20 protein-coding genes and 3 tRNA genes are annotated in these 25,079 nt (G+C 47.4%); 8 read left to right on the top strand and 15 right to left on the bottom strand.

What is annotated here, in order from left to right:
• Nucleotides 1–19: 19 nt before the first annotated feature.
• Genes MJX74_RS06915 through MJX74_RS06905 form a run of 3 tightly spaced genes read right to left on the bottom strand, consistent with a single transcriptional unit; the run spans nt 20 to nt 3,353 of the window.
• Nucleotides 20–985, bottom strand: a complete 966-nt coding sequence (locus MJX74_RS06915; protein WP_240221981.1) for a glycosyltransferase — start codon at nt 983–985, stop codon at nt 20–22.
• 13 nt (nt 986–998) lie between these two features.
• Nucleotides 999–1,904: a polysaccharide pyruvyl transferase family protein gene (locus tag MJX74_RS06910; RefSeq protein WP_240221980.1), complete on the bottom strand. Its 906-nt coding sequence runs from the start codon at nt 1,902–1,904 to the stop codon at nt 999–1,001.
• A gap of 15 nt (nt 1,905–1,919) precedes the next feature.
• On the bottom strand, nt 1,920–3,353 hold the full coding sequence (locus MJX74_RS06905; RefSeq protein WP_240221978.1) for a lipopolysaccharide biosynthesis protein: 1,434 nt from the start codon (nt 3,351–3,353) through the stop codon (nt 1,920–1,922).
• Nucleotides 3,354–3,517: 164 nt separating this feature from the next.
• Between MJX74_RS06905 and MJX74_RS06900 the strand changes: the two genes are divergently transcribed.
• Complete coding sequence (locus tag MJX74_RS06900; protein WP_240221976.1) at nt 3,518–4,237, top strand: tetratricopeptide repeat protein; 720 nt, start codon at nt 3,518–3,520, stop codon at nt 4,235–4,237.
• A gap of 61 nt (nt 4,238–4,298) precedes the next feature.
• Here the strand turns inward: MJX74_RS06900 and MJX74_RS06895 are convergent, their stop codons facing one another.
• The 11 genes from MJX74_RS06895 to MJX74_RS06845 form a co-directional block, all read right to left on the bottom strand.
• Nucleotides 4,299–5,636 (bottom strand): putative O-glycosylation ligase, exosortase A system-associated, encoded by a 1,338-nt coding sequence (locus MJX74_RS06895; RefSeq protein WP_240221974.1) that lies wholly within the window; start codon nt 5,634–5,636, stop codon nt 4,299–4,301.
• Nucleotides 5,637–5,715: 79 nt separating this feature from the next.
• On the bottom strand, nt 5,716–7,074 hold the full coding sequence (locus tag MJX74_RS06890) for a phenylacetate--CoA ligase family protein (RefSeq protein ID WP_240221972.1): 1,359 nt from the start codon (nt 7,072–7,074) through the stop codon (nt 5,716–5,718).
• Complete coding sequence (locus MJX74_RS06885; RefSeq protein ID WP_240221970.1) at nt 7,071–8,180, bottom strand: glycosyltransferase family 4 protein; 1,110 nt, start codon at nt 8,178–8,180, stop codon at nt 7,071–7,073. The genes MJX74_RS06890 and MJX74_RS06885 overlap by 4 nt, the downstream gene beginning before the upstream one ends.
• On the bottom strand, nt 8,173–9,378 hold the full coding sequence (locus MJX74_RS06880) for a TIGR04063 family PEP-CTERM/XrtA system glycosyltransferase (protein ID WP_240221968.1): 1,206 nt from the start codon (nt 9,376–9,378) through the stop codon (nt 8,173–8,175). Before MJX74_RS06880 ends, MJX74_RS06885 begins: the two co-directional genes overlap by 8 nt.
• Entirely contained in the window at nt 9,375–11,270 is a 1,896-nt protein-coding gene (locus MJX74_RS06875) for an XrtA/PEP-CTERM system amidotransferase (protein WP_240221965.1), read from the bottom strand. The genes MJX74_RS06880 and MJX74_RS06875 overlap by 4 nt, the downstream gene beginning before the upstream one ends.
• Before the next feature lie 2 nt (nt 11,271–11,272).
• Nucleotides 11,273–12,430, bottom strand: a complete 1,158-nt coding sequence (locus tag MJX74_RS06870; RefSeq protein WP_240221963.1) for a TIGR03088 family PEP-CTERM/XrtA system glycosyltransferase — start codon at nt 12,428–12,430, stop codon at nt 11,273–11,275.
• Nucleotides 12,423–13,886, bottom strand: coding sequence for an exosortase A (xrtA, locus tag MJX74_RS06865; protein ID WP_240221961.1), 1,464 nt, complete (start codon nt 13,884–13,886; stop codon nt 12,423–12,425). Before xrtA ends, MJX74_RS06870 begins: the two co-directional genes overlap by 8 nt.
• Nucleotides 13,883–15,103: a TIGR03087 family PEP-CTERM/XrtA system glycosyltransferase gene (locus tag MJX74_RS06860; RefSeq protein WP_240221959.1), complete on the bottom strand. Its 1,221-nt coding sequence runs from the start codon at nt 15,101–15,103 to the stop codon at nt 13,883–13,885. Before MJX74_RS06860 ends, xrtA begins: the two co-directional genes overlap by 4 nt.
• A gap of 11 nt (nt 15,104–15,114) precedes the next feature.
• The gene (locus MJX74_RS06855) at nt 15,115–16,128 is read right to left on the bottom strand and encodes a FemAB family XrtA/PEP-CTERM system-associated protein (RefSeq protein WP_240221957.1); all 1,014 of its coding nucleotides are present in this window, start codon (nt 16,126–16,128) and stop codon (nt 15,115–15,117) included.
• Between the two features lie 15 nt (nt 16,129–16,143).
• A complete protein-coding gene (locus MJX74_RS06850) occupies nt 16,144–16,992 on the bottom strand; it encodes an XrtA system polysaccharide deacetylase (RefSeq protein WP_240221955.1) in 849 nt (282 codons plus the stop codon).
• Between the two features lie 5 nt (nt 16,993–16,997).
• Nucleotides 16,998–18,407, bottom strand: a complete 1,410-nt coding sequence (locus MJX74_RS06845) for a TIGR03013 family XrtA/PEP-CTERM system glycosyltransferase (protein ID WP_240221953.1) — start codon at nt 18,405–18,407, stop codon at nt 16,998–17,000.
• A gap of 185 nt (nt 18,408–18,592) precedes the next feature.
• Here MJX74_RS06845 and MJX74_RS06840 point away from each other — a divergent pair, with 185 nt between their 5' ends.
• The 4 genes from MJX74_RS06840 to MJX74_RS06825 are packed head-to-tail and all read left to right on the top strand — an operon-like array spanning nt 18,593 to nt 23,425.
• Nucleotides 18,593–19,228, top strand: a complete 636-nt coding sequence (locus tag MJX74_RS06840) for an XrtA/PEP-CTERM system exopolysaccharide export protein (RefSeq protein WP_240221951.1) — start codon at nt 18,593–18,595, stop codon at nt 19,226–19,228.
• 39 nt (nt 19,229–19,267) lie between these two features.
• Complete coding sequence (locus tag MJX74_RS06835; protein ID WP_240221949.1) at nt 19,268–20,863, top strand: XrtA system polysaccharide chain length determinant; 1,596 nt, start codon at nt 19,268–19,270, stop codon at nt 20,861–20,863.
• Complete coding sequence (locus tag MJX74_RS06830; RefSeq protein WP_240221948.1) at nt 20,860–21,810, top strand: XrtA-associated tyrosine autokinase; 951 nt, start codon at nt 20,860–20,862, stop codon at nt 21,808–21,810. The genes MJX74_RS06835 and MJX74_RS06830 overlap by 4 nt, the downstream gene beginning before the upstream one ends.
• Nucleotides 21,797–23,425 (top strand): TIGR03016 family PEP-CTERM system-associated outer membrane protein, encoded by a 1,629-nt coding sequence (locus tag MJX74_RS06825; RefSeq protein WP_240221947.1) that lies wholly within the window; start codon nt 21,797–21,799, stop codon nt 23,423–23,425. The genes MJX74_RS06830 and MJX74_RS06825 overlap by 14 nt, the downstream gene beginning before the upstream one ends.
• Nucleotides 23,426–23,456: 31 nt before the next feature.
• Here the strand turns inward: MJX74_RS06825 and MJX74_RS06820 are convergent, their stop codons facing one another.
• Nucleotides 23,457–24,458 carry an ExeA family protein gene (locus tag MJX74_RS06820; RefSeq protein WP_240221946.1) on the bottom strand — a complete coding sequence of 334 codons (1,002 nt, stop codon included), beginning with the start codon at nt 24,456–24,458 and terminating at the stop codon, nt 23,457–23,459.
• 349 nt (nt 24,459–24,807) lie between these two features.
• Between MJX74_RS06820 and MJX74_RS06815 the strand changes: the two genes are divergently transcribed.
• From MJX74_RS06815 to MJX74_RS06805, 3 genes are all read left to right on the top strand, one after another.
• Nucleotides 24,808–24,883, top strand: a tRNA-Ala gene (locus MJX74_RS06815).
• Between the two features lie 14 nt (nt 24,884–24,897).
• Nucleotides 24,898–24,973 (top strand) — tRNA-Glu (locus tag MJX74_RS06810).
• Nucleotides 24,974–25,005: 32 nt separating this feature from the next.
• Nucleotides 25,006–25,078: transfer RNA gene (locus MJX74_RS06805), tRNA-Glu, on the top strand.
• The last annotated feature ends 1 nt before the right edge of the window (nt 25,079 follow it).

Below are 25,079 nucleotides of genomic sequence, written 5' to 3'. Positions count from 1 at the left end.
TTAACAATCATTGTTTCACTTAACTAATGGCTGGTATTTTTTTACGCAAAAACAGTTTATACAGCGGCGGTACCGCACATACAGCGCTAAGCAATATCGCTTTACCCAGCCGGTAACGATAGCGAATACAGCCCTTAAACGATACCAGCGCTTTGTCTCTGTGGCCTTGCATCATCGCATTATAGCCGTAGGTAAAATGCCGTCCGCCCAGATAGTTGTTAACTACCGCCTGAGATTCGCACGCGCCGGAAGGGCAGCTAAGGCCGTAGCGTGCCACCGCAGATTCAAGCACCAGCAGGCTGAAATTTTTCGCGTGTACTTTCTTTGTTGTGCTATCTGGGTTATCACGGTAAACCGCGTAGGTTCGGGACAGTTTCGCCATTTGATATCGCTGCGATATCCGCAGCCAGAAATCATGATCTTCGCCAATGCGGTAATCAGTATTAAACATGCCAATGGTGTCTGTTATTTCACGGCGCATTACGGCGGTGATGGTATGAATAACCGAGTCTTTAAGCAGCTTCAGATATAACCAACCGCTGTAATAGGCATCTTCAGCTGCATTTGCCTGACCGGCATCAGATAGTTGAGCAGAGATCTGTTCCAGAGAGATTGCACCATGCCAGATGGCCCAGCCGCAATAGCATAAGCCGATATCCGGGTGTTGCTGTAAATAGGCGATCTGTGCGGTTAATTTACCGGGCAACCATAAATCATCACTGTCATTAAACGCAATAAACTGTCCACTGGCGATACGCATACCGGTATTTCGTGCTGCTGCAGGCCCCTGGTTAGCTTGCTGCAGCACGATAATTTTGTCACCAAATTGGCGCAAAATATCAATGCTGTTATCGGTTGAGCCGTCATCAACTACGATGACTTCGATATTGGCGTAATCCTGCGCCAGTACACTGTCAATCGCTGCAGTGATATGTGCGGCGCTGTTATAGCACGGAATGATGACGCTGACTAAAGGGCTAGTCATTTCAGATACCATTTCAAATACCAAAGTCCTGCTTAAACTGGTGTACCTTTTCCTGCAAGCGCACCGTGTTGTTATTAAACACGGTATTGCTGCTCAGATGCGGCGGTGTAATATTGGCAATATCTGCCAGCCTTGCCGCAACCAGATCGATATGCTGCGCTGGAGATTGCTTTGGCGGCGGCACTCCCCAGTCTGAGCGCCACAACGACGTATTTTGCAGGCTGCGCTTCAGCATGTTTTTCAGCCGCACGGTTTTTTCTGCCGACTGATCACCGCGCCATACCGGCGGAATAGCGGAAAACTCTGCAGTTAGCTGTACTGACTGCAGCCAGTCTTGCCATTTGTATTCTGATATATGCGGATAGGCTTTTACCGGGATCCATGGCACCCGAAATGAGTCGGCAAGTATGGCGCCATGCATCGCTTCTGTTAGCAGTAACTCTGACTGGCGAATGCCGTCAAACACTTGCAGAAAAGGTTTTCTCGGATCAAGAAAGTGGATACCGGCCTGCTGACATACTCTTTCCCAGTCACCCAGCCGTGCACTTTCACAATGCGGCATAAAACTGACTTTATATTGTTTTTCGACAACAGGAGTATACAGCTGTGCAGATAACGACGCCGGGTCGGTAATCGCCAGCTCTGTGGGTAGACCCAGCGCCTGAGCTGTTAATGGGCCGCGGACACAGTAGAATTTCCAGTTTGCATTGATGGCAGGTAGTTGGCCATAACCATGACCGGAGCCAAATACGGTTACCGCCGGTGCCGTTGGAATACGGTGGTTCAGTAGCGTACCGACACCGACAAACAGTTCAGCTGCATCGGCACGGAAGAAGTCCGGGAACAGCTGCTGCCATAACCAGGGGTTCAGATCGTCGCCGAAATTACCTTCTTTGTCTTTAAAATAGTAAAGCTGCAAAATACTGTCCTTGTATCAGAGCCTGAATTTCAGGGCCTCGTTAAAACGTTCTTTAAAACATAAGCGCAGCGTCAGTGCATAAAATACTGCACCAGTCACTACCATAATCAATAGCCTTGGCAGCATAGCCATGTCAGCCAATACCAGTTGCTGCATGCCATATAATAACCCCAGCATTACAGAGGATAACAGTAACGGCGGCATAACCGCCTTAATAATTGCCATGCTGCTTATGCCCGCGCGCGAAGCGCATAAGTATACTGCAAACAGAAAAAACAGCGGGGTGGTCATAAGCCAGGACGCCGCTACTGCGGTAATGCCGTAACCAGAGGCAAAATAAATGGCAATAGCTGTCAGCACCAGCGAAAAACTAACATGAATAAGGCCGGTAGATGGAAAGCCAAGTGCCTTCATCAGGGGTGTAAACAGGTTTGAAATAATGCGCAGTGGTATCGTCAGCAGTATCAGTTGCAACGGTAGCACAGCATGGCTCCAGTGCTGGCCCAGTATCAGCTGCACCAGCTCATCAGCAGTAGCGGCAAAACCGTAAAATAACGGGAAGCAGAATAACGTAATAATGCGCAGCATATAACAGAAGATCTGCTGATACTTTTGTTTGTCGTGTCCGATTGCGGCATACATGGGATAAGCAACTTCATTGATCAGCGGCATGGCTTTTGTCATCGGCATTAATGCCAGATGCATGGCCACCGCGTAATAACCAAGCTGATTCGCTTCAATAAATCTGGCTGCAATCAGTATGTCGGCTTTCATAAACAGGGTAAACAGTATGCCGGTAGCCATCAATGTCAGGCCAAATTTTAATGCTGGCAACATGCCACTGAACTGAAACAGAGGTAAGTAAAACCGCCGCAGCGCGAGGTTATAGCCAACAGCCCGGATAAACACCACCGCAATATTTGACAGTATTAATGACCAGAAGCCAAAACCGTAAAAGGCTAACAGCAATGCCAGCGCACTGCCGCTGAGGGTGGCAGCAAAATCGATTTTGGAACGACTCTTAAAATTCATTTCTCTGGCAAGCAGATTGGATGACACTGTGATCCACGGCATGACCAAAAATACGGTGGCAGAAGCGTACAGCACATACTCCAGTGCCGGCTGCTGGTAGAAAGCTGCCACAGAAGCGGCAAAACTGAGCTGCAGAACAGCCAGCGCGCCGTTTAGCAACATCAATAAGCAGAGAATTTTTCTGATGTAGGTCTCGTCCAGCTGCTTTTGCCGTACCAGTACATCACCAAGCCCGGCGCTGGCAAACTGTAATGCCAGCATCAGTACCATTTCAGCAATAGCGACTATGCCGTAATCAGCAGGGGTAAGCAGACGTATAACTAACAGAGACGCCAGCCAGGTAAATACCTGTGACAGCAGGCGTAAACTCAATGTCCATCTAAAAGCCGTGCGGGCACGGCTGGATATGCTATCCATGCAATCCTCTTAAATACTTTGCCGCAACCTTTACGACATTACGCCATTCTAACGTCTGGCGCGGTAAAGTTAAAGCCGGATGATCAGTAATGCTAAATTGGCTGGATTTTGCTATGGTTAATGCGCTTTCGCTTTTAATAATATTTATCACGGATGGTAAGGTAATGATGAAAAAATCCGCTTTTATTTGTACCGCAGCCCTAATATTACCGACATACGTTATGGGCTATGATTTTACGCCTACTCAGGCAGAGTTCAACACTTGGGATGAACGCTGTAAACTGGCATACTCTGCTACTGGTTCTGCGCGTAAATCCGGTTTGTATCCTAACCAGAGTAAAGCTGACAGCACTAAAGCACTTGCCTTCGCTGAAGCAGCTGGCGGTGCCTGGCACTACTGCGCCGGGGTGGTGTATCTTAAACGTGCAGAGTCGAGCTCGGGTAATTTGCGTGAGGCTAGTTTAAAACGTGCTTTGAGTGAAATTCAGTTTACTGCGCGTAATATCAATAAAGATCACAGCTGGTACCCGGAAATTCACATTGATATGGCCAAGGTGTATTTTGAAATGGGCGACAAAAAGGCCGGTTTTGAGACACTGCGGGGCGTATTAAAAACCCATAAAAATAACTCTCTGTCTTACACAGCTTTAGCGTATTACCTGAAAAAAAACGGCGATGCCAAAGCTGCGCTAAAAGTATTGAAACAGGCTCCTGAAAATTTACAGGCAGAATCAGCAGAGTTAAACTATTTTTTGGGCTGGTACTCACTTGATGCAGGCCAGGCAGATGATGCAGTGCAATATGCAACCAGAGCATATCAGCTGGGGTACCCTGTGCCGGGATTGAGAAACAAACTGCGGGCACAAGGCCGCATAATACCATAACGTGTATCTGCGCTTTATTAAGCGCAGAGTTGCGGTAGATGTAGTGCAAGGTATGGTTTGTTTACTGCGCCGGTATTGGCCTATCTTGCCTGGTATCTGTTACTGTATTGGTCACATCCGGCTGATACAGTTTATAGATAGAGATTGCTGAGACAATGCCTGCCAGGGCATAAAATAAGTCAAAGTAAGCCAGACTAACGTTGGCACCGGTGACACAAAAACCTATCAGTGATAAGGATATTGCGGCACTGAGGTTTTCACACCAGAGCTGCTGGTGTTTTTTGGCTTTTATCCGGTTGCTTCTGTTTATCCATAAAATGCTGGTTAAAATCATCAGAAAGATGGTTAAACCAACATAGCCATGATCACCCAATACCTGAAAGTAAATATTATGTGCGGCTTTTGGAGCTGACCCTTCAGGGATCTCTGGTGTTTCTATCGGGCCATAAAATGGGGTAAAGGGTGCATAGCTGTGCCATACCAAATGATCTGTTGCGCCCATAAATCCGGCACCTGTGATAGGGTGGTCGCGTGCTATCATGACTGCAATTTTCCAGGCCCAGAGCCTGCCAATAAACGACGCATCATCGGTAGATGCCGTTTCAATAGTGCTTTGTCTTTCCCGCCATTGTTCCGGCGTAGATTGATAAGCGGTAGGCAAGATAATAATGGCTAGTAGTGCCCATACCAGTTTACGTTTAGATTTCCACCAAAATGCTAATGCCAGTATTGTCAGGCCAATAAAGCCACCACGGGAGCCGGTACCAACAATAGCCAGAATATTCATCAGCAACAGGCCCCATAAACCAAGTTTTAAGTAAGAATGCCGCGTGACGTAGATCAGATAAACGATCAGTGGAATACACATATTAACCGCAACGGCAAAGTCGTTGCGATCGCGGATAGCACCGGCCCGGCCTGTGACCATATGGCCACCACCAGAGAGAATAAACTTAACTGACTCCATAGCGGCATACGATGAAATAGCCAGTACAATCGCCCATATTAAGGTATCTATGTGTAGTTTTTTATTGATCATCAGAGTTATAAAGAAGTAAAAAACTAACACCTTGATAAATTGCTGCCAGTAGTCTGTGGCGTAGCTAGAGATACTGTGTAAGCTGGTAAACGAGGTTATTAATGTCCAGATTGCAAATAACAAGATCCAGAAACTTAATGAATTAAAAGCGAAGGTTTTTCTTTTTTGTACCACTATATACGATATAACCGTAACCAGAACTATGGTCAGGTTCAGCCGGAAACTGCTGGAAAAACCAAACGCCCAGTTCGCCGGGGCCATCAGCGAAATCCACGCCCAGGAGGCAATACCTAAAAATGGCCGCTTAAAGCAGAAATAAATCGCGACAAATAAAAAGCCTACCAGTAACAAATCACGCATTAGCCTTTATCCTGCCGGTCAGCCCAATACAACAGATAACACACTGCGATTATGGCAGTTAACAGATAAAAACTGTCGATCATACCGCTGTTACCTTACTAATAACATAGCGATATTTACCTGATTTTTCTGGCTTTATTTCGTCGCACTGTTGCACAATAATTTCCACACTTTGTCCCAGCCTGGCTTTGAGGCCACTGCTGATTTGCTGATGTATTTCTGCAGGTAACTCGCCCTGTTGCCATACCACCTGCACAGTTGTCAGGCTGAGTGACTCCTGCATAATTTTAAAGGCTGTTATACCATTAATGTCGCGCAGAATATAAATCAGGGCCAGACCATGCATCATTGTACCGTCTGCAGCCATCACAAAATCAGTGCTGCGCCCTTCAATTGACTCCAGCAGCGGCAGACTGCGGCCACAGCTGCAACTTTCTGTCGCTATGGTGCCAACATCGCCGGTACGATAGCGCATAAAAGGGAACTCAGAAGTCGCCAGGTGGGTAACCACAATTTCTCCGGCCTGACCGGCAGGTAACACCCGGCCCTGAGCATCGACTATTTCTACAATAATATCCTCGTAGGATAGGTGCATGCCGCCGTGCGGGCATTGATGGGCAATAAAGCCGGCATCGCGGCCACCGTAGCCATTCGCTACCGGTGCGCCAAATACTGTGCTTATCAGTTCTCGCTGATAAGGATAGAGCCGCTCTGAGGTAACAAAGACCACTTTAATACCCAGATTGCCCATGGCAATGCCGTGGCGCTGTGCTGTTTGCGCCAGCAAGTGGTACACCGACGGATAACCGAATAACATGCGCGGTTTAACATCACGTATTTGCTGCAAGAAGCTCAGTAGTTTATCTTCAGTTAAATCAAAGGCTGGCACCAGTTCAGAGCGAAACAGCCGGTCGCGCCAGATACGGGCTTTATCCTGGGCATTAAGCTCAATGGGTGAGCCCCAGGCAACAATTTCTTTGTCGCCAATATCCACATCCCACCAGCGCGTTGCCCGCCATTTGGCAGCAACATCGTGCGATACCCGCTCGTTGCCCAGTAAAAAAATCAGTGGCTGGCCACTGGAGCCGCCGGTATTAAAGCGTTTCAGCTCGCCGGCGTCACCGGCTTTTAACGCAGTAAAGTGTTCGCTAATTAGTGGCTTAGTTAAAAATGGCAATTTGCTTAAGTCGGCCGCAGTTTGAATGTCATCAGGTGTAAGGCTGTGTTGTTGCATCAGGCTACGGTAGTAGGGCACCTGCTGATAAAGCTGGGCAATAAAGCGTTGCAGGTTGTGGTTTTGCAATTGCTGTAGTTTGTCCAGTGGCAACCACTGGCTTTGCTCTAACTGACGGCGGCGGCGCACACTGTCATGTTTTTTAAAATATTCCTGCAGCGGGAAAATAACGGCTGAAATAAATCGGGTATAAAGCGCTGTCATACCGGGTGCTCCATAGCGCGTATTGCCGTATTGTAATGTCCGGCTAATTGGCTGCCCACAATGTGCCAATGAAAGCGACTGCTGTTTAGCAGGCCATTTTGCACTAATTGCTGGCGCAGCTCCGGTGAAGCCAGTAGCTGTTGTGCATAGGTAAACATCGCCTGATAATCGCCCGGCTCTGTCAGCAGAGCATCAGTTTTATCTGTTACTAAACGTGGAATACCGCCAACATTAGTGCTTATTACCGGCACACCGCAGGCCATGGCTTCAATAACTGAATTGGGGGAGTTATCGACCAGGCTGCTGTTTAGCATAATATCGGCATTGCGGTACAGCTCGGCCATTTGTGTGGTGTCGAGCCGCCCGGCAAAGCTCACCGCCTGAGTTAAGCCGCTTTGTTGCACCTGTTGCTGTAACTGGGCTAACAAAGGGCCGGTACCGGCAATGGTTAACTTTGCCTGTGGATACTGCTGATAAATTAGCTCAAATGCTTTTAGTGCGGTAGCGACATCGTAAATGGCTTCGAGATTACGGGTAACAATAAAATGTGGTGCTGTTACCGGCTCTGCTTTGGGCGCTGTGGCTGGATAAAACAGCGTATGATCAAGAATATTGGGTACGATTTCAGATGGCTGATCATAGCTGGCAAACACCAGCTGCAAAAAAGCAGAAGGAACCAGCACGGCACTGGCGTGGCGCAGCGAGAACTGCACTTTGCGCCAACTGCTAGCAAAAAAGGTTTCGGCGTGTCCGCCGCGGTAATTCACAATAACCGGTGTGCGGCGCAGGTAACTTATCCAGATAGCCGGTGCGGCAAATAAATGCCATGACCAGCCAGAATTAGCCATTATATGCACTACTTGCGCTCTGCCAACGGCCTGATACAGGTTAATGATATAAGGTACTAGTCTGAACAGAGCCCGCAGCCCAATAATGCGGCCAGCAAATGCCGGGCGATAAGGCGCGTTTACCGCAACCAGTTCAACGGTAGCGCCATCTTGTTGCAACAGTGCTTTGAGTTGCCGGGTTTGGTTTGCCATGCCGCCAGCTGGCGGCGGAATAGGGCCCACCAGACAGATATGCATGTTGTTTACGCTATCAGACACGAGCCAGCCTCGTATAAATATCAGTATAGCGGCCTACAGATACCGCCCAGTTACGCTCTGTCTGGATAAAATGCAGCGCATTATCAATAATGCTGTCGTTGGTACTGAAGTTTTTTAATGCTCTTACAGCTTGCTCTGCCAGATCATCAATATTATCGCGCTGAAATAACCAGCCGGTTTTGGCATGTTCAATCAGCTCTAAATGGCCGCCAACGTCAGATGCCAGTAACATCATACCTTGCGCCATGGCTTCCAGGGGTTTTAGTGGTGTTACCAGCTCGGTTAAGCGCATGGCTTTGCGAGGATACACCAGTAAATCGACCAGGCTGTAATACTGCATGACATCGCTGTGTGGCACCCGCCCAGGCATAATCACAGCGTCATTAAGTTGAAGCTCGCTAATCAGCTGCTGCAACGCCTCTTGTTGTGGCCCGCCACCAACCAGCAATAGCATAGCGTTTGGCACTTTCTTGCGGATCAATGGCAGGGCTTTGATCAACAGGTCTAAACCTTCATAGGCGTAAAACGAGCCAAGGAAACCTAATACCGGCTTGTTTTTCAGTTTAAACTGTAACTCCAGCGCCGTGTTTTTTTCACGGATAAGCTGAAACTGCTCCGGGTCAACGGCATTAGGGATCACGGTTATTTTGTCTGCACTGATACCCCTGCTAACCAAATCCTGTCTTAAGCCTTCACAAATAGTGGTAACAGCATCCGCTTTTTTCGCTACGTGGGTTTCCAGCGATTGCGTCATGTTGTAGCGCAGGTCGCCTTCTGCGCAGGTACCATGATCAACTGCAGCATCTTCCCAAAATGCGCGTATTTCATATACCACCGGCAGGTTGGCTTTTTTTGCAGCCCATAACGCGGCCAGGCCGTTTAGTGCCGGTGAATGAGCATGTAATACGTCGGGCTTTTCCTGGCTAATAATTTGCAAAATGCGCTTTTTCAGCGCCAGTACCACGGCCAGCTCTTTTAACACCGGTAAGCGCCAAAACCAGCTGCTGTAGGGCAGGGTGCGGTAAAAGCTGAAGCCTTCGGCTTGTTCTGTACCTTGCTCCTCGGTTGGATGTTTCGGGCTGGTAACATGGCATGTCTGGTAGCCGAGTTTACGTTGTTGCTGCAAAATAGCGCGTGAACGAAAAGTGTAACCACTGTGTAATGGCAAAGAATGATCAAAAATATGCAGGATCTTCATTTGCTGTTGCGCTCCAGGAAGGCGGCAAACATCAGCAGTGTCCATAGTGCGGCGCTGTTATCTTTTAGTGCGCGTTTATGATCGTCAATCAGCTGTTTTAGCTCGGCAACATTAAAGTAGCCGCTGTTAATCATTACGTCGGACAGTAACTTATCCTGCAGCTTTTGCTGCAACGGGCCGCGAAACCATTCGGCCAGCGGAACTGCAAAGCCCATTTTTTTCCGATACAGCACATCATCCGGCAAATGCGGTTCCAGTGCTTTTTTCAGCGAGAATTTACCCACGCCATTTTGCAAATTAGCGCCAGATTCGGCGGTAAAGGCCCACTCTACAAATTTGTGGTCTAAAAAGGGCACCCGCACTTCAAGCGAGTGAGCCATGGAGGCGCGGTCTACTTTGGTCAGAATATCGCCTACCAGATAGGTTTTCATATCCAGATACTGGGCTATTTTCATCGGGTCCAGATGTTTTACTTTGGCTCCGTGGCGGCGAAACACCTCCAGTGAACTATAACCGTTAAGGCGCTGCTTAAACGCTGGTGAAAACAGCCTGTCGCGCTGATCCTGGCGTAAAATGGCAATAGAGTTGTGGTAACCGGCAACGGTGTCCATCGCCAATGACTGAAAGGTGGTTTTTGCGCGTAAAAAGCGTGGAGCCCAATCCAGTTTAGGGTAAATCTTACCCAGCAAACCAAAAACCGGCTTTCTTATTGCCAGAGGCAGCCAGTTACGAAAACGTTCTTCATTCAGGTGCAGCTTATAGCGGCGATAGCCGGCAAACAACTCGTCGGCGCCATCACCGCTCAATGCCACCGTAACATGCTGGCGTGCCATCTGGCACACACGGTAGGTAGGTATTGCAGAGCTGTCGGCATAAGGTTCGTCGTATAAATCTGCCAGTTGATCCAACAGTTCAAAATCATTCTGGCTAACGATATTTTCATGGTGATTGGTGTTATAACGCGCGGCAACCTGACGGGCAAACTCGGTTTCATTAAACTGTGGGCTGTCAAAACCGATAGAGCAGGTGTTAACCGGATCACTTTGCAGGCCAGCCATCATGGCAACAACAGCGCTTGAATCGACACCGCCGGATAAAAAGGCGCCCAGCGGCACTTCTGCTACCAGCCGAATATCCACTGCTTCACGAAATCTTGTGATCAGCTCTGCGCTCAGTTCTTGCTCCGTTACAGCATGTTGCCACTGCGTGGGTACATCCCAGTATTGCTTGGGTTCGCTCAGCCTGGTCTGGCCGTGCTGCAACAATAACGTATGGCCCGGCGCCAGTTTATAGCTATGCTGGTAAATAGTGTAAGGCTCTGGAATATAGCCAAAGCTGAAATAATCTTCGATAGTGCTGTCGCGCAGCGTGGTAATAAAATCCGGATGGTTGCGCAACACTTTAAGCTCTGAGCCAAAAATAAACTGGCCATCATCAAGCAGCGAGTAAAACAGTGGTTTAATGCCTAGGCGATCACGTGCCAGAAACAGGCACTGGCGGCTGTTATCCCAGATAGCAAACGCAAACATACCGCGCAGGTGATGCACGCAGTCTTCGCCCCATTCCAGCCAGGCATTAAGAATGGTTTCGGTATCGCCGTTGGTATTAAACTGATAGCCCTTGCCAAGCAATTCCTGGCGCAGTTCGCGGTAGTTGTATATTTCGCCGTTAAACACAATACAGGCCAGCGCATTGGCACTTTGCATGGGCTGCGGGCTACCGGCAATATCTATAATCGATAACCGGCGGTGTGCCAGGCCAACCGTAGGCTGAAAAAAGTAATCTCCGGCATCGGGCCCGCGGTGCCGCTGGCTGTCGTTCATTTTGGCCAGAACTTTAGGATCAGGCGTAGCCTGGGTTTTCAGCTGATAAATTCCTGCTATACCACACATGGTTAACTCTGCATCCTTGTCATTTCATAAAGCTTTTGATATCGCTGTACCATCGTATCTATACTAAAGTGCTGATGGCAATGGTTTTTTACCAGTTTTGCGTCATAAGTCAGCGCATCGCGCTGTTGTAGATAGCGCAGCATGGCGCTTGATAACTGCTGCGGGTTATCTGATGCCACCAGATTAGTATCAAGCAGCGCTGCTGGCAATAAATCGGGGTTGCCGCCCACTGCGGTGGCAATAACCGGTGTACCGGCTGCCATGGCCTCGAGTAACGTATTGGAAATACCTTCTGCCAGTGAGGGCAGCACAAATACATCAAAGCGTTGCATTAGCTGTGGAATATCCTGCCGGTTGCCGGTAAATACTACCTGAGCGTCTAACTGCAAGGTATCGCGCAGTTGCTCAAGCTCTTGCCGGCAGGGGCCGTCACCGACAATAATCAATGCACTTTCTGTACTGTACTGTGGATACTGGCGCAGCAGCAAACTATAGGCGTGCAGCAACAATGCCTGATTCTTAACACTGGCCAGGCGGCCCACCGTAGCAAAAACAACCGGGGTAAGCGACGTAGTGCCCGGTGGTAGCGACAGCTCTGCAGGCGTGGCATTGGCGTATTTGGTGGTTTCTACACCGTTGCAAATACGTTCAACCCGGTTTTTGTCCAGTTTTATAATATCGGTCAGATAATGTTCCGCTTCAGATGACAAACAAATAAAGCGCTGAACAAAGCGTTTAAATACACGGCGTATCAGGCGGTTCTTTTTGTTACAGCCGCCGATATCATGGCTGTCCCAGCCGTGTTCTCCATGCAAACGTATTGGCACTTTGCGCCACCAACCAACAACCTGCAATTCAAGTGTTGCCAGGTTGCGGCTGTGCAGTATGTCTGGCTGCAGATTTTGCAACAGTGTATTTAACCGGCTAAATGTGCCCCAGTCATGGCCTTCGGTTTTGTCCAGACAGTGCAGGCTGACATTATTGGTTTTGATGCGTGTTACAAACTGCGGGTCGTGGCCGGTTAGCGTGACAATACTGTGGCGAAATCTGTCCTGCGGTAAATGGTTTATCAGGTTAACCAGGCCATTTTCCAGACCGCCGGTGCTAAAGTGCCAGACAAGATGGGCAATATGCACCGATTGTTGCTGGCGCTCAGTCATGCTTAGCTCCGGCAACGGCCTGCTCTGTATTAGTTCTGGTTTGTGATAATAAGGCTGCGGCTTGTTGTAACACTGCCAGGTTTTGTTCTGAGGCTTTACCTTTAACTGATACTGCAAAAATATAAGCACTGGACTGATCATCCGCCAGGTAACTCAATGCCTGACGTACTTTTACTTCCAGCTCCGGTACTGCCCGTTGTTCGTCAATCTGATACCAGTACAATACAGTGCGGTGTTCATTCGTCAGGCTTCTTAGCTGCAATATGGCACTATCGGCACCGGTAATACGCTGCTGTACCTGCCAGCGTTGTTTATCAAACAGGTTGTTCTGCCAGTTAATCAACTCACCATTTTGTTGCTTATTACCGTAACGGGCAACGAAATATTCGGTTCCTACATTATCCTGAGCATGGCTGTGGGCCAGACTGTTTATAAAATTGATACCCCAGTTACTTTTTTCTACCGGCTGACTGGTAAAAGGCATGGTAAGGTTATTTACTGCAGTGGGCTCTGCCATCACGTTTAACGACAAGCGGTAGCTCAGGGTTAGCGCAATAATTGCAGTGGCCAGAAACAACATTGATGGCTTGGTTTGTAAATTAAAATGCTGTTTGCTGCGCCGTTCAAGTTGCTGGGTAGGATCTGAAAACCTTGCCCCCAGCCAGAAACCGGCCATTAACACCAGGCCGAAAAATAACCAGCCATACAGATAATGATCGGCGCCAAAACCAAAGCGCATATCGGTTTTTTCACCAATGTAAACCAGCATAAAAGCGCGTACACCATTTGCCAGTACCGACAACAAGGCCATAAACACGACGAAGCTGATTTGCTTCCAGATTTTGTTGTAGTGCAAGTACGCAAATAGCGCTGAAATAGCCAGGGATGCAATAAGAAAGCGTAAGCCCGAACAGGCTTCTGCCACTTCAAATAAACCTACCGGAGTGGCGAGATAAAGCCCCTCGCGATAGACCGGAATATTGACAACCTGCAACATAACTACGGTGAGATCGGCGGTAATGTTCTGTAAAAACGGTGACAACTCTTCGCCAAAAGGCACCAGAAAAATCAGGTATGCGATGGCAAACCAATGCAAGCGGCTGTTGGTATTACCAAAAGCAAGCCATAACAGCGCCTGCAGCGACATCACGGCGGCAATATGCATCAGCAGGGCAATATCAGCCGCGTAGCCAAATAACCAAATCAGTTGCAGTAATATTAAGCCAATTGCAGGCAGCCATAGCCAGTAACCGGGGGCTGATGACGTGATAAGCGGTGTTTTGGCGCGGTAAAAAAAATACAGGCAAATAGGCAGAATCAGATAGCAATGATTATAAGTTGCAGAGCTGCGCCATACCCGTTCCATATCCAGCCAGGTTGAGCCGTATAGCATGACATAAGCCAGGCTGATAACAGCAAGCAGCAACATGTTCGCCTGGCGGTTAAGGGCCGTCATACAGACAACTCCGGATGGATAAAACTGTTTAACCGTACTAACGTTTGTTGCCAGGTAAAATGCTGTAAAATCCATTGCCGGTTGGCAGAGGGCGCTGAAGGTCGGTCCAACTGTCGTTTGCAAGCACGGATAAAGCCCTCTATACCCTCAGCAATCACGGCATCTTCGCTAGCTGGGGCATTAATGCCCTCCATGGCCATGCCACTACAAACTACCGCTTTATTCATCGCCATAGCTTCAAGCACTTTGTTTTGAATACCACGCGCTATCAGCATTGGCGCTACGGCAAAGCGGGCATGGCTAATATAAGGTCGCACGTCATCTACGCGCCCGGTAACAATGACACCGGCCTGTTGGCTAAGGACCCGCACTTCAGCACTGGGTTTTCCACCTACTATGACAAAATGTAGCTGCGGATACAGCTGTTTAAGCCGTGGCCAGATATTTTGGCAAAACCAGCATACGGCATCTACATTGGCCCAATAATCCATGGCGCCGGTAAATACAATATATTGCTCAGGCAAAGTTTGTTCTGTCTTGCACGCTGGAGTTTCAGGCGAAAAATAGTCGGTATCCACCCCATTTAACACGCTATGCACTTTGTGTTGCAGCTCAGCAGGCAGCATGGCCCGAAAGGCACAGGCTTCATCGTCAGACACAAACAGGCTGCTGTTAAAGCGCTGACAAATGTGTTTTTCGTATTGCAGCAGCAATCTGGCTTCGCGCTGATAAAACCAGCGTTTTAGGCCGCGGGATTTCTCGGCGTACTGGCGCCATTTATCTGAATCAATATCAACAAAGTCTATAACCCGGCTCAATGGCTGATATTCGGTTTTATCAACGTACTGAGCCATAGAAGATGAGTACACCAGTACCTTTTTGATCTTGTGGGTGTTAATCGTGGCGTTTACCCAGGCCGCCATCGCGAAGCTGAAATAGTAGGGCAGGGTAATCGCCTGATTCGTAATAAAACCGCTCAAAGCGCAAAGCTTTGCCCGCCACTTGGCTTGGCTTACGCAAAAAACGGTAGCGCACCACTGGCTGAGGGTATCTATATACTGATTGTCAAAAGGATCATCGATAAAACAGCCCAAATGTACCGTGTAATGCTGGCTTAGCGCTTTCATTAAATTAAATGAGCGGATTTTATCGCCCTTATTGGGCGGATAAGGAATTCGGTGTACCAGTAACAACAAGTCCGGTTTAGGGGCTGTCATCCAAGGTACCTCTACAGGGCGGGTCCAATCCACTGGCTTACTGACAGCGGCAGCTTTTGCCATAGCCGGATAAACAGCTGATATTTCGGATTATTAGGGCTCAGGTTCGGCAATTGTTGGGCGGTGATCAACTTATACTGATAATGCAGTTCTGTCGCCTCCATGCCCCAATGTTTTTTATACTGATAGGCACCAGAGTCCAGTTTACTGCGGCCAAAATCGTAACGGTGACAGTTTTTATCCAGCCTGGCGTGGCACATCAGTTGGTAGTACATATAATCATTACTTTTTAGTGATTTAGCTTCACTGATGCCGCCGCCATAATAAGGCAACACTTCACCTTTATAATAAAAACTCAGCACTGAGGATACCGCTTGCTGATCTTTACGTACGGTCAGAATTTCAGTCTGCTCGGGAAACACCTGCATGATTTTTTGGAAAAAGGCTTTACTGAATACCGGAGTACCCAGATTGCGTACGCTTTCTGAATAGGTTTGGTAAAAATCGGTTGGGTTTGTATCCAGAGTATGCTGCAAGGGCTCGTTTAACGCATGACGGATAACCGCACGTTGCTTTTTCTTTACGTTAGCCAGGATCTGCTCGGCTGTTTCAGCCAGTTCACAAGCAAAGTAAGCATGCTGGCTGCGGGTGGTAAAATCGTTGTCCTGCAAAGTTTTATAACGCAGTTCAATATGTTTTACCTGTAAGGAAGTGGCAAGCTTTACTGCTTCCTGTTCCAAAAAGCGTTTAACGGCCGGTTCACCAACCGCACCGCCATAAACACAAAATGGCGTAGATACCAGCGCATCACCAAATAGCATGCTTTTAACGCGGGCCAGCGGCAGCACACCGACAATCTGGTTATTTTTGCTCGCATACAGGTAATAACAACGATGACCGGCATCGGCAATAATTTGTTGCCAGCCAGATAAATGAAAAAAGGTTGCTTCGTCACTGGCTGTTACAAAATTATCCCACGCCACTGCTTGCTCGTCCCTGAGCGACAATGTATTCAGTTGATACATCCGGTTCCCTTCTGTTTAAGCAAAATACGGTTGATATACTTCTTTGACGCTACGCCACTGATAGTCTTGCAGCAAGCGCACCAGTTTAGCTTCCATACGGTTTAAGTTAGTGTAGTGTCTGAATTTTGATTTAAATGGTGCTTGCTCAAACCGTGGCTGATGCGGATCTATTTCCCACGGATGAAAATAAAACATATAAGGTGCATCACTTTGCTTCAGATAGCTGTCGATACACTTTTTGCTAAGCCAGTATGGCAACAGGCGAAAATAACCACCACCTGCTATGGGCCACTGCTTGCCAACTTTATTTAATACAGGCATCGGGCATTCCCAAATACCTTCTGTTCGTTTATAGGGTTGTTGTGGCCAATCTGGTGTGCCATATAAGTCGTGCACTACAGGGTAAGTGCTTGAGCTGTAAAGGTATCCGGCCTGCTGGAGTACATCAAACGCCCATTCATTGGTTTTACCAATGGAAAAGCTTGGCGCACGGTAACCAACCACTTCGGCACCGGTAATGTCTTCCAGAATGGCCTTAGCCCGGCTAACATCCTGCAAAAATTCGGCAGCTGTTTGCACAGAAGCTTTGGCATGGGCATAACCATGGCTGGCAACTTCATGGCCTGCGGTGTGAATTTGTTTTACCAGTTGCGGGTAGCGTTCGGCTACCCAGCCCAAAATAAAAAAGGTGGCTTTAGCCTGATGTTTATCAAACTGTTGCAACAAAATTTCAGTGTTACGTGCTACGCGTTGCGGAAAATCAGGCCACTGCGCCGGAGACACAGTGGCATCAAAAGCTGCGACATGAAAATAATCTTCAACATCTACAGTAAGCGCATTACTTCTTAACCGTGCATACTGCATTGGTATTAACGTCCTTTGCCAAAAAGTACAATTTCTACCGTTCTGACAAGAATCATCAAATCCAGCATCAGGCTGCGATGTTTAATGTAGTACAGGTCAAATTTGAGTTTTTCCTGTGCATCTTCAGCGGTAGAGCCATAAGGATATTTAAGCTGAGCCCAGCCTGTCAGGCCAGGCTTAACATTATGCCGCTGATTGTAATACGGGATGTCTTTGGCCAGCTGATTCACAAACTCTGGCCGCTCTGGCCTTGGCCCGACAAACCCCATATCACCCGACAAAACATTCATCAACTGAGGCAGTTCATCTATCCGGTATTTGCGGATGATACGGCCTACACGTGTAACTCTGTCATCGTCAGCCGTTGCCCAGCGGGCACCGTTTTTCTCAGCATCAGGTCGCATACTGCGAAATTTAACAATATAAAATGGCTTGCCGTCATATCCCACTCTTATCTGGCGGTAAAATACTGAAGCACCGGTTCTGCGGCCGTCTTCCAGATAAATAAGCAAGGTGGTAATTAACATAATCGGCCAGGTAACAGCCAGTAGCAAAATAGCCAGCACAACATTAAGTTTGTAATCGAGGTTGGTTTTAAAGCGCTGATTTAAATCCAGGCCATTGGCATAGATAACCCAACTTGGGTAAATCAGGTTTACTGCAATCTGACCTGTTTCACGCTCAATAAAGTCAAGAATTTCGATGACGTCAATACCACGAGTTTTACATTTAAATAAATGCTCAACGGGCAACATATTGCGTCTTTCGTCACAGGCGATAACGAGCTGATCAATGTTGTGTTCAACAACATACTGATACAGGTCGTTTTTATAGTCGAATTTTGCCAGCTTATGCTCAGCGATGCCAGCGTCTTTGTCGCCCTCAATAGGCGTAAAACCGACAATTTCAAAATTGCGTTTATCAACATTACGTCGCATCCGGCGCTCTATAATGGAAGCACGCTCTCCCGCACCTAATATCAGTACCCGACGTCTGCTGATGCGGGTAATGTCGTTGTAGTGAAAGAATGCACGAAATGCCGATACGCTGATCGCAGAAAACCCAGAGGCTACCGCCAGATAAAGCGAGCCGATATGCAGTACAGAGAACAGCTGGAAAATAATCAGTTCAAGCAAAATTGCGTTAAACAACAGAGTAATAACGACGCGCTTGATGATACCTTTTTGGCCCTCGCGAAGCTTCTGGTCATAAAGACCGACAGACAGGGCGCACAGCATTACAGAAGCCGCAAATAAAGCAGCATTAATAAGGCGGTGTTCAAAAGATACAGGAAACATGTAGTAACTGTAGGCATAGCTGGCGAGTAAACTGGATAACACTAACAGTACTAATTCACCCAGCAAAAACAGCTTGTCTGCAATCGTATTTCGTCCGTAACGACTTGCTTTACTCATAACGACATCCTTGTTGCATCCATTGCATTTAGCTATCGCCAGCACCGAAAAGGTCGATGAGGCAAAACCAAGCGCACTAATTATACTATTTCTACAGCAAAACAAAAATTAAATTTTCAATTTTTACAGCACAAGGGTAATTTTTTAAGTTATATTATCAGGGCGTCAGTAAAAGGATGAGTAATATGATGGCTACACCAGCGAAAGGATATTGCGGTTTAACGTTGATTTTAGGTCTGTTTTTAGCAGGTTGCAGCAGCAACTCTACGTTGCCGCCGGCAACGGTGCAAAACTCGTTGACTACCTCCGTTGATAATTACCAATATCTTATCGGCCCAAATGACACTGTTGGCATTTTTGTCTGGCGAAATCCGGAGCTGTCCGGCACTTTTATTGTCAGACCAGATGGTAAAGTATCGACTTCTCTGGTTGAAGACGTTCCTGTCAGTGGTAAAACCCCAACTCAGGTTGCCCGTGATATGGAGGGTATTCTGAGCAAATATATCCGCGATCCTGTTGTTACTGTGTCGGTGACCAATTTTGTCGGTCCATACAGTGAGCAGGTTCGGGTGATAGGCGCAGCAGCCAACCCGCAGGCTATTAGTTATCGTCAGTATATGACGGTGCTTGATTTGATGATTGCAGTTGGCGGCTTAACGGAATTTGCTAACGGTAACGGTGCCAAGCTGGTAAGAACTAAAGATGGCCAGCAAATAACATTTAATGTCAGGCTTGATGACCTTATCCGCGATGGTGAAATTGCTGCCAACGTAGATATGTTGCCTGGCGACGTAGTAATTATTCCGGAAGCATGGTTTTAAGCAGCGCGGATACGCTGGTTAAGGTTCAGGGAGTGACTGATGAAAGAACTGCAACAAGCGATTGAGCAGGTGCGCACCTATATTCAGGGTGTGTGGTTGCGCAGGCGCTATATCGTAATTACCGCCTGGCTAATTTGCCCGGTGGGCTGGGTTTACGTATACAACATGCCGCCCACGTTCGAAGCTAATGCTAAATTATACGTAGAAACCAGTACTGTGCTGGAACCACTGCTGCGGGGCCTTGCCTTACGAACTAACTCTGAAGATGAAATCAAATTGATGGCGCGCACCCTGCTAAGCAGGCCGAATCTGGAAAAAATTGCCAGAGCGACTGATCTTGATATTCAAGCTAAAGATGAAAAAGCTTTTGAAGACCTGATAAATACTCTGCAAAAAGAAATTAAGATATCGGCGTCCGGCCGCGAAAATATTTATGTCATTACCTACAACAACCCACAGCCACAAATGGCACTTAAAGTGGTGCAGGAAACGCTGAACAACTTTGTTGAAGGACGCATTGGTTCAAGCCGCGCTGACTCTCAGACTGCAGAGCGCTTCTTAACCGACCAGATTTCGGATTACGAACGCCGCCTGATCGAGGCTGAACTTCGGTTGTCAGATTTTAAAAAGCACCGGATGAATATGCTGCCGGGTAATCAAAGTGATTATTACAGTCAGATCAGTGACGAAAAGAAACGTCTTGAAGAGGCTAATCTGGCCCTTAAGGAGCTGGAAACCCGGCTTGCGTCATCTAAAAGCCAATTGCTGGGTGAAGAGCCTGTATTTGGTGTTATGCCTTATTCCGGTAGCGCAAACAGGCCCGCCACCCAGTTTGATGAACGCATAAGAACCTTACAGTCACAACTGGACAATCTGCTGATCCGCTATACAGAGTTTCATCCTGATGTGCTGGAAACCAAACGATTACTTCAGCAGTTGGAACAACAACGAGACACTGAGTTTGAAGCTTTGGCACAAATGTCGTCAGAAAATCCGGGCCAAAGCAGTAACCTGAATCAGAATGCAGTTTATCAGGAGTTACGTATTAGCGTTTCACGGCTGGAGTCTGAAGTGGCTTCTACACGTGTGCGGGTGCAGGCTTATCAGGACAGAGTAACTGCACTTGAGAGCAGGCTTAACCTGATCCCAGAGATTGAAGCTGAATTTACCGGCCTGAACCGTGATTATGATATTACCAAGTCTAAGTATGAAGCTTTGCTTGCCCGCAGAGAGTCAATGGAATTGTCCCGTCGTGCAGACGCATCATCTCAGGATGTGCAGTTTAATGTCATAGAGCCACCACGAGTGCCGCTAACACCTTCAGGGCCAAACCGTGGGTTGTTTTACTCGCTGGTGCTGTTAGTGGGGTTAGGTGCAGGGATATTTATGGCGTTTGTACGTAGCTTGATTTCGCCGGTACTGACCAGCGCGGTGCAGTTACAAAGTATTAGCGATTATCCGGTGTTCGGTGTGGTGTCGCACACTGATAAACACGCTATTCTAAAGCAGGTGCGATTGCATTTTCTGTATTTTGCCATGCTAAGTGGCGGCTTATTATTATGTTATGCAGCGCTGTTAAGTAATGAAGTGCTGTTTGGCCGATCTGCCGAGCTGTTGTTGAGGGTAATCCGGTGAGTATTATTGAAAAAGCCATAAGAAAACAGTCGGATTCGTCGGGCAAACAAGCGGATACTACACTGGAGCGTGCACAGCAGGTAACAGCACCTGATATCGATGTACCATTGCAGCAAGATGCCTCAGCGCCAAGGCATGAGCCTGTTTATAGTGCTGTAGCACAGGACAGTGCTTCATCAGAAGAGCAAGCTGTAACGGGAGAGTCTCAGGAGTATAAACCTTCTATAGTGCTGGACCTGAAAATACTGGAGCAAAAAAACTTTGTTTCATTATCCAGTGAGCGGCGCCTTATCAATGAAGAATACCGTGTTATTAAACGCAAGCTTATCAGCAACGCGTTTGGTGCGCTTAGCGGTACGTTAAAACATCCGAATCTTATCCTGGTTAGCAGTTCAAGACCGGGGGAGGGCAAAACCTTTTCTGCGATCAATCTGGCTCTTAGCATTGCACTGGAGCAAGATAAAACAGTGTTGCTGGTAGACAGTGATGTACTGCGCCCCAGCGTCTCAAAAACACTTAATATTCATCATGATATAGGTTTGACAGATTATTTGCTGTCCAGCGACATTAAGGTGTCGGATATCATTCTGAGCACCAATGTTGACCGGTTGAAAATTATTACTGCCGGACGGCCGCATCACCTATCTACCGAACTGCTTGCCAGCGAACGCATGTTGATGCTGGTAAATGAGTTTGCCTCGCGTTATTCAGACCGTATTGTTATTTTCGATGCCCCACCACTGCTGGGCGTGAATGAAACTGCTGTAATGGCTTCTATGTGCGGTCAGGCAGTTGTAGTAGTTGAAGAAAATCACTCCAAACTGGCAGAAATAGAACAGGCAGTGGCATTGTTGCCTAAAGACATCGCGATTGGATTTTTGATCAACAAGGCTCACCGTAATCAGGGTAAAGGTTACGGTTACGGTTATTATTATGGCGCGGGCTAAAACCGTACTGTACCACCCAGCCAAATTAACCCCGCTGGTTACTGCTATTGCTGCATTGCTGGCACCTGCACAGGTGCTATCGGCAACAACAGACATTAAGCCTGAAATAGAAACCCGTACCTATGGTTACTGGATCAGAGACGAACAGGCTGGTGGTGGCCTGGACAAAGGGATGGCTGCCTTACTGAAACCTTCAGTTGCTATTAACCTTACCGGTAAGAATGCATCTTCAGCACTGTTTTTACAAAATGAATCAGTATGGTATGACGACTCGCAACGTTCACATAAAAGCCTGGATAAATATAGTTGGCGCAATATCTTCAATGCATACGATGATCGTGTCAGCCTGGGTTTAAGTGCTGATTCAGGTTATCGGATCCGTGACTCACGCAACGGTGTATTCTCAGATATTATTACCGGCACTGAGAATCTGTCTAAAACCAGCAATTACGGTGCTAATGCAAATTTCCGGACGTCACAAACGGCAGATGTTAATGCTCAGCTCGGTCTGGCCTACAATAAGCTGAGTTCCAGACAGCCCGAATTACAGGATAATTTCGGTGATTTTGACAATGATACCTTAACTACCTTTCTTGCACTTGGTAGTGCACAACGTCAGTCTCCTTTGTTTTGGCAATTATCCGCAAATTACAATAAAACCGGGCGTGAGGGCAACAGAGGGGATTTTGTCAGTAAAAGGGCTAGTGGTACAGCTGGTTTACCGTTGCTGCCCAGTTTGTCAATGATAGTGCGCGGCAGCTATGATGAAAACGACAATACTTCTGGCTATGCCAACGATTTCAGATCATATGGTGTGGGCCTTGAGTATCAGTTTGGCCTGGCATCGCGGATTAATGTTACGCAAAACTGGGCAACACGCTCTGTCGGCGAGCAGCAGGAAGATATTGACGAAACGTATCTGGCGGCCGAAGTTTTTTTGGCACCAACGCGGCGAACGTCTTTGTCATACAGTCTTGACCGGCGTTATTTTGGCCGTAGCTCGAGTTTGCAGGGGCAATACAATCTCAGGTTTTTGTCAGTCAGGTTGTCAGTTCGTGAGGATGTTCAGACATTATCTTCTTTTGACCAGATTATTGAAGATCTTGGTATTTTTGTCTGTCCCGATGGCGCTGCTCAGTTTACAGACTGTTTTCGGCCTCCAACAAATAACTATCAGTTAGGTACCGGAGAATCGTTTCAACAGCTGTTTAATGCAGAGCTTGAGCTAAGCGAGGAGCTGATTAAGCGCAGAACTGCGGCAATGACAATAGGCTACAATAAAAACCGCCTGGCGTTGAGTGTAATGCTTAGCCGAAGTGAAGATGAGTATGTTGAAACCGAGCGTGAAAATAACCGTAATTCTTTCTCTGTTCAGTCGTCCTGGAAGTTGTCGAAACACTCCAGCTTGCTACTTAATAGCAATTATTACGATATTAATTATCTGACCGATGAGCGCGAAGACAAAAACTTATCTGTGGAAATGGGCATTAAGCGCAAGTTGAATGAGCGTTCTGAGATTAAAGCTATGCTAAAACGTATCAGCCGCAATTCGTCAGTAGACAGTTTTGATCTTACTGAAAACAGAGTCTGGTTAAGTTACACGATACGCCTGTAGTTGCAGGCGTATCGTCGTTGTTATGCATTATTTATGATTCTTTACTATCTCTGCTGTTGAGTAATTGCTGCTGTCGTTTAAGCAACACATCCAGCTCTTTTGCCATGCGAATTTTCTGCTCCAGTGCACTGTCAAGCACTGCCGATAATTCACTTAGCATACTCTGGGTTGATACTGCCTGAGGTTGTTGTACTGACATTGCAGGCGCGGACGGTTGCTGGTTGGCAATCTCTTGCGATAATTCTTCCAGTACAGTTTTGACATGCTCTGCAGTAATAACCGGGCACTCTTCCAAATAACCAAATAACAGTATTCTGTCCATTACGGTATTAATTTTTCGCGGTATGCCGCGGCTATGTTGCTGAATAAGGGCGAAACAGGCGTCTTGCAAGATACCGGCGCTGCCGCCAGCTTGTAGCAAACGGTATTGGATATAGGCTTGGGTATCTTCGATCTGAAATGCTGACAGGTTGGATGATGCGATAATCCGCTGGCGAAATTGCTCCATATTCTCGGCCTGAATAATGGCATTTAATTCATTTTGACCAAGCAGAAAGCTTTGTAACAGTGGTTTACCATTGAGCTGAAAATTAGACAGCATGCGCAGCTCTTCAATAGAGGCCAGCGGTAAGTTTTGCGCTTCATCTACCAGCAGCAGTGCTCTACGATGCTGCGAATGCAGGCGTTTAAGATAACTGTAGATAGCATCAAGATAGCTGGCTTTAGTATGCTCAGTTACCACCAAATTAAAACAGGACGCAATCATCCGAATAAGATCGTCAGGTTCCAGTTTTGATGTGACAATCTGTTTGGCAATAATTTCATCCTGATTCAACTGACTTAACAGCTGGTTGGCAATAGTCGTTTTTCCGGTGCCAACATCACCCGTGATGACAATAAAACCCTCACCCTGGCTTAACCCATACTGTAAATAGGCGAGGGCGCGCTTATGCAGTTTGCTGGCATAAAACAAGTTCAGGTTTGGGGTAAGCTGAAATGGCCGTTCCTTTAACCCGTAGTACTTTTCGTACATAATGAAAATCCTTTTTATAGTAACGCAGGCCTTAATTACCGCGCTTGCGGCTTGTCTGATGTGGCTTAGTTTATACAAAAAACCGCCATAACACGATGCTGACAGGCAAATGCGGCAGGGGTTTTTTCTCTTTACCTGCAGCTGGCTTAAATCGATATCGTTAAATCGTTCGCTAAGCTGTTATAAAGTCTGTAATTTCAGCAGTTCCTGCCTGCAAATTCAGCATTGCGTTTAAAAAACGTCCGAACGATAAAAGCTGCTGAAAAAACTGTTGACACATTTTCAGTGGCACCCTAGAATGCGCCCCGTGTTCAGCGCTAACGCAGGTTAGCAAAAAGCACAAAAGTGTGGGGCTATAGCTCAGCTGGGAGAGCGCTTGCATGGCATGCAAGAGGTCAGCGGTTCGATCCCGCTTAGCTCCACCAAGATTTTTTCGTGCGTCCCCTTCGTCTAGAGGCCTAGGACACCGCCCTTTCACGGCGGTAACAGGGGTTCGAATCCCCTAGGGGACGCCAATTAATCTGCAATTTTGAATGAATGTCTTTGCGTCCCCTTCGTCTAGAGGCCTAGGACACCGCCCTTTCACGGCGGTAACAGGGGTTCGAATCCCCTAGGGGACGC

Origin of the sequence: Rheinheimera hassiensis, from assembly GCF_022436675.1 — a bacterium.
Lineage (GTDB): Bacteria > Pseudomonadota > Gammaproteobacteria > Enterobacterales > Alteromonadaceae > Alishewanella > Alishewanella hassiensis.
The sequence above is the reverse complement of the archived record's forward strand: the minus strand, read 5'-3'. Positions and strand labels throughout refer to the sequence as shown.

Excerpts from the sequence above, each read along its gene's own strand:
- MJX74_RS06915 (WP_240221981.1), bottom strand. The coding sequence starts at position 985 with ATGACTAGCCCTTTAGTCAGCGTCATCATTCCGTGCTATAACAGCGCC.
- MJX74_RS06905 (WP_240221978.1), bottom strand. The coding sequence starts at position 3,353 with ATGGATAGCATATCCAGCCGTGCCCGCACGGCTTTTAGATGGACATTG.
- MJX74_RS06900 (WP_240221976.1), top strand. The coding sequence starts at position 3,518 with ATGATGAAAAAATCCGCTTTTATTTGTACCGCAGCCCTAATATTACCG.
- MJX74_RS06895 (WP_240221974.1), bottom strand. The coding sequence starts at position 5,636 with ATGCGTGATTTGTTACTGGTAGGCTTTTTATTTGTCGCGATTTATTTC.
- MJX74_RS06890 (WP_240221972.1), bottom strand. The coding sequence starts at position 7,074 with ATGACAGCGCTTTATACCCGATTTATTTCAGCCGTTATTTTCCCGCTG.
- MJX74_RS06880 (WP_240221968.1), bottom strand. The coding sequence starts at position 9,378 with ATGAAGATCCTGCATATTTTTGATCATTCTTTGCCATTACACAGTGGT.
- MJX74_RS06875 (WP_240221965.1), bottom strand. The coding sequence starts at position 11,270 with ATGTGTGGTATAGCAGGAATTTATCAGCTGAAAACCCAGGCTACGCCT.
- MJX74_RS06870 (WP_240221963.1), bottom strand. The coding sequence starts at position 12,430 with ATGACTGAGCGCCAGCAACAATCGGTGCATATTGCCCATCTTGTCTGG.
- xrtA (WP_240221961.1), bottom strand. The coding sequence starts at position 13,886 with ATGACGGCCCTTAACCGCCAGGCGAACATGTTGCTGCTTGCTGTTATC.
- MJX74_RS06860 (WP_240221959.1), bottom strand. The coding sequence starts at position 15,103 with ATGACAGCCCCTAAACCGGACTTGTTGTTACTGGTACACCGAATTCCT.
- MJX74_RS06855 (WP_240221957.1), bottom strand. The coding sequence starts at position 16,128 with ATGTATCAACTGAATACATTGTCGCTCAGGGACGAGCAAGCAGTGGCG.
- MJX74_RS06850 (WP_240221955.1), bottom strand. The coding sequence starts at position 16,992 with ATGCAGTATGCACGGTTAAGAAGTAATGCGCTTACTGTAGATGTTGAA.
- MJX74_RS06845 (WP_240221953.1), bottom strand. The coding sequence starts at position 18,407 with ATGAGTAAAGCAAGTCGTTACGGACGAAATACGATTGCAGACAAGCTG.
- MJX74_RS06840 (WP_240221951.1), top strand. The coding sequence starts at position 18,593 with ATGATGGCTACACCAGCGAAAGGATATTGCGGTTTAACGTTGATTTTA.
- MJX74_RS06835 (WP_240221949.1), top strand. The coding sequence starts at position 19,268 with ATGAAAGAACTGCAACAAGCGATTGAGCAGGTGCGCACCTATATTCAG.
- MJX74_RS06825 (WP_240221947.1), top strand. The coding sequence starts at position 21,797 with ATGGCGCGGGCTAAAACCGTACTGTACCACCCAGCCAAATTAACCCCG.
- MJX74_RS06820 (WP_240221946.1), bottom strand. The coding sequence starts at position 24,458 with ATGTACGAAAAGTACTACGGGTTAAAGGAACGGCCATTTCAGCTTACC.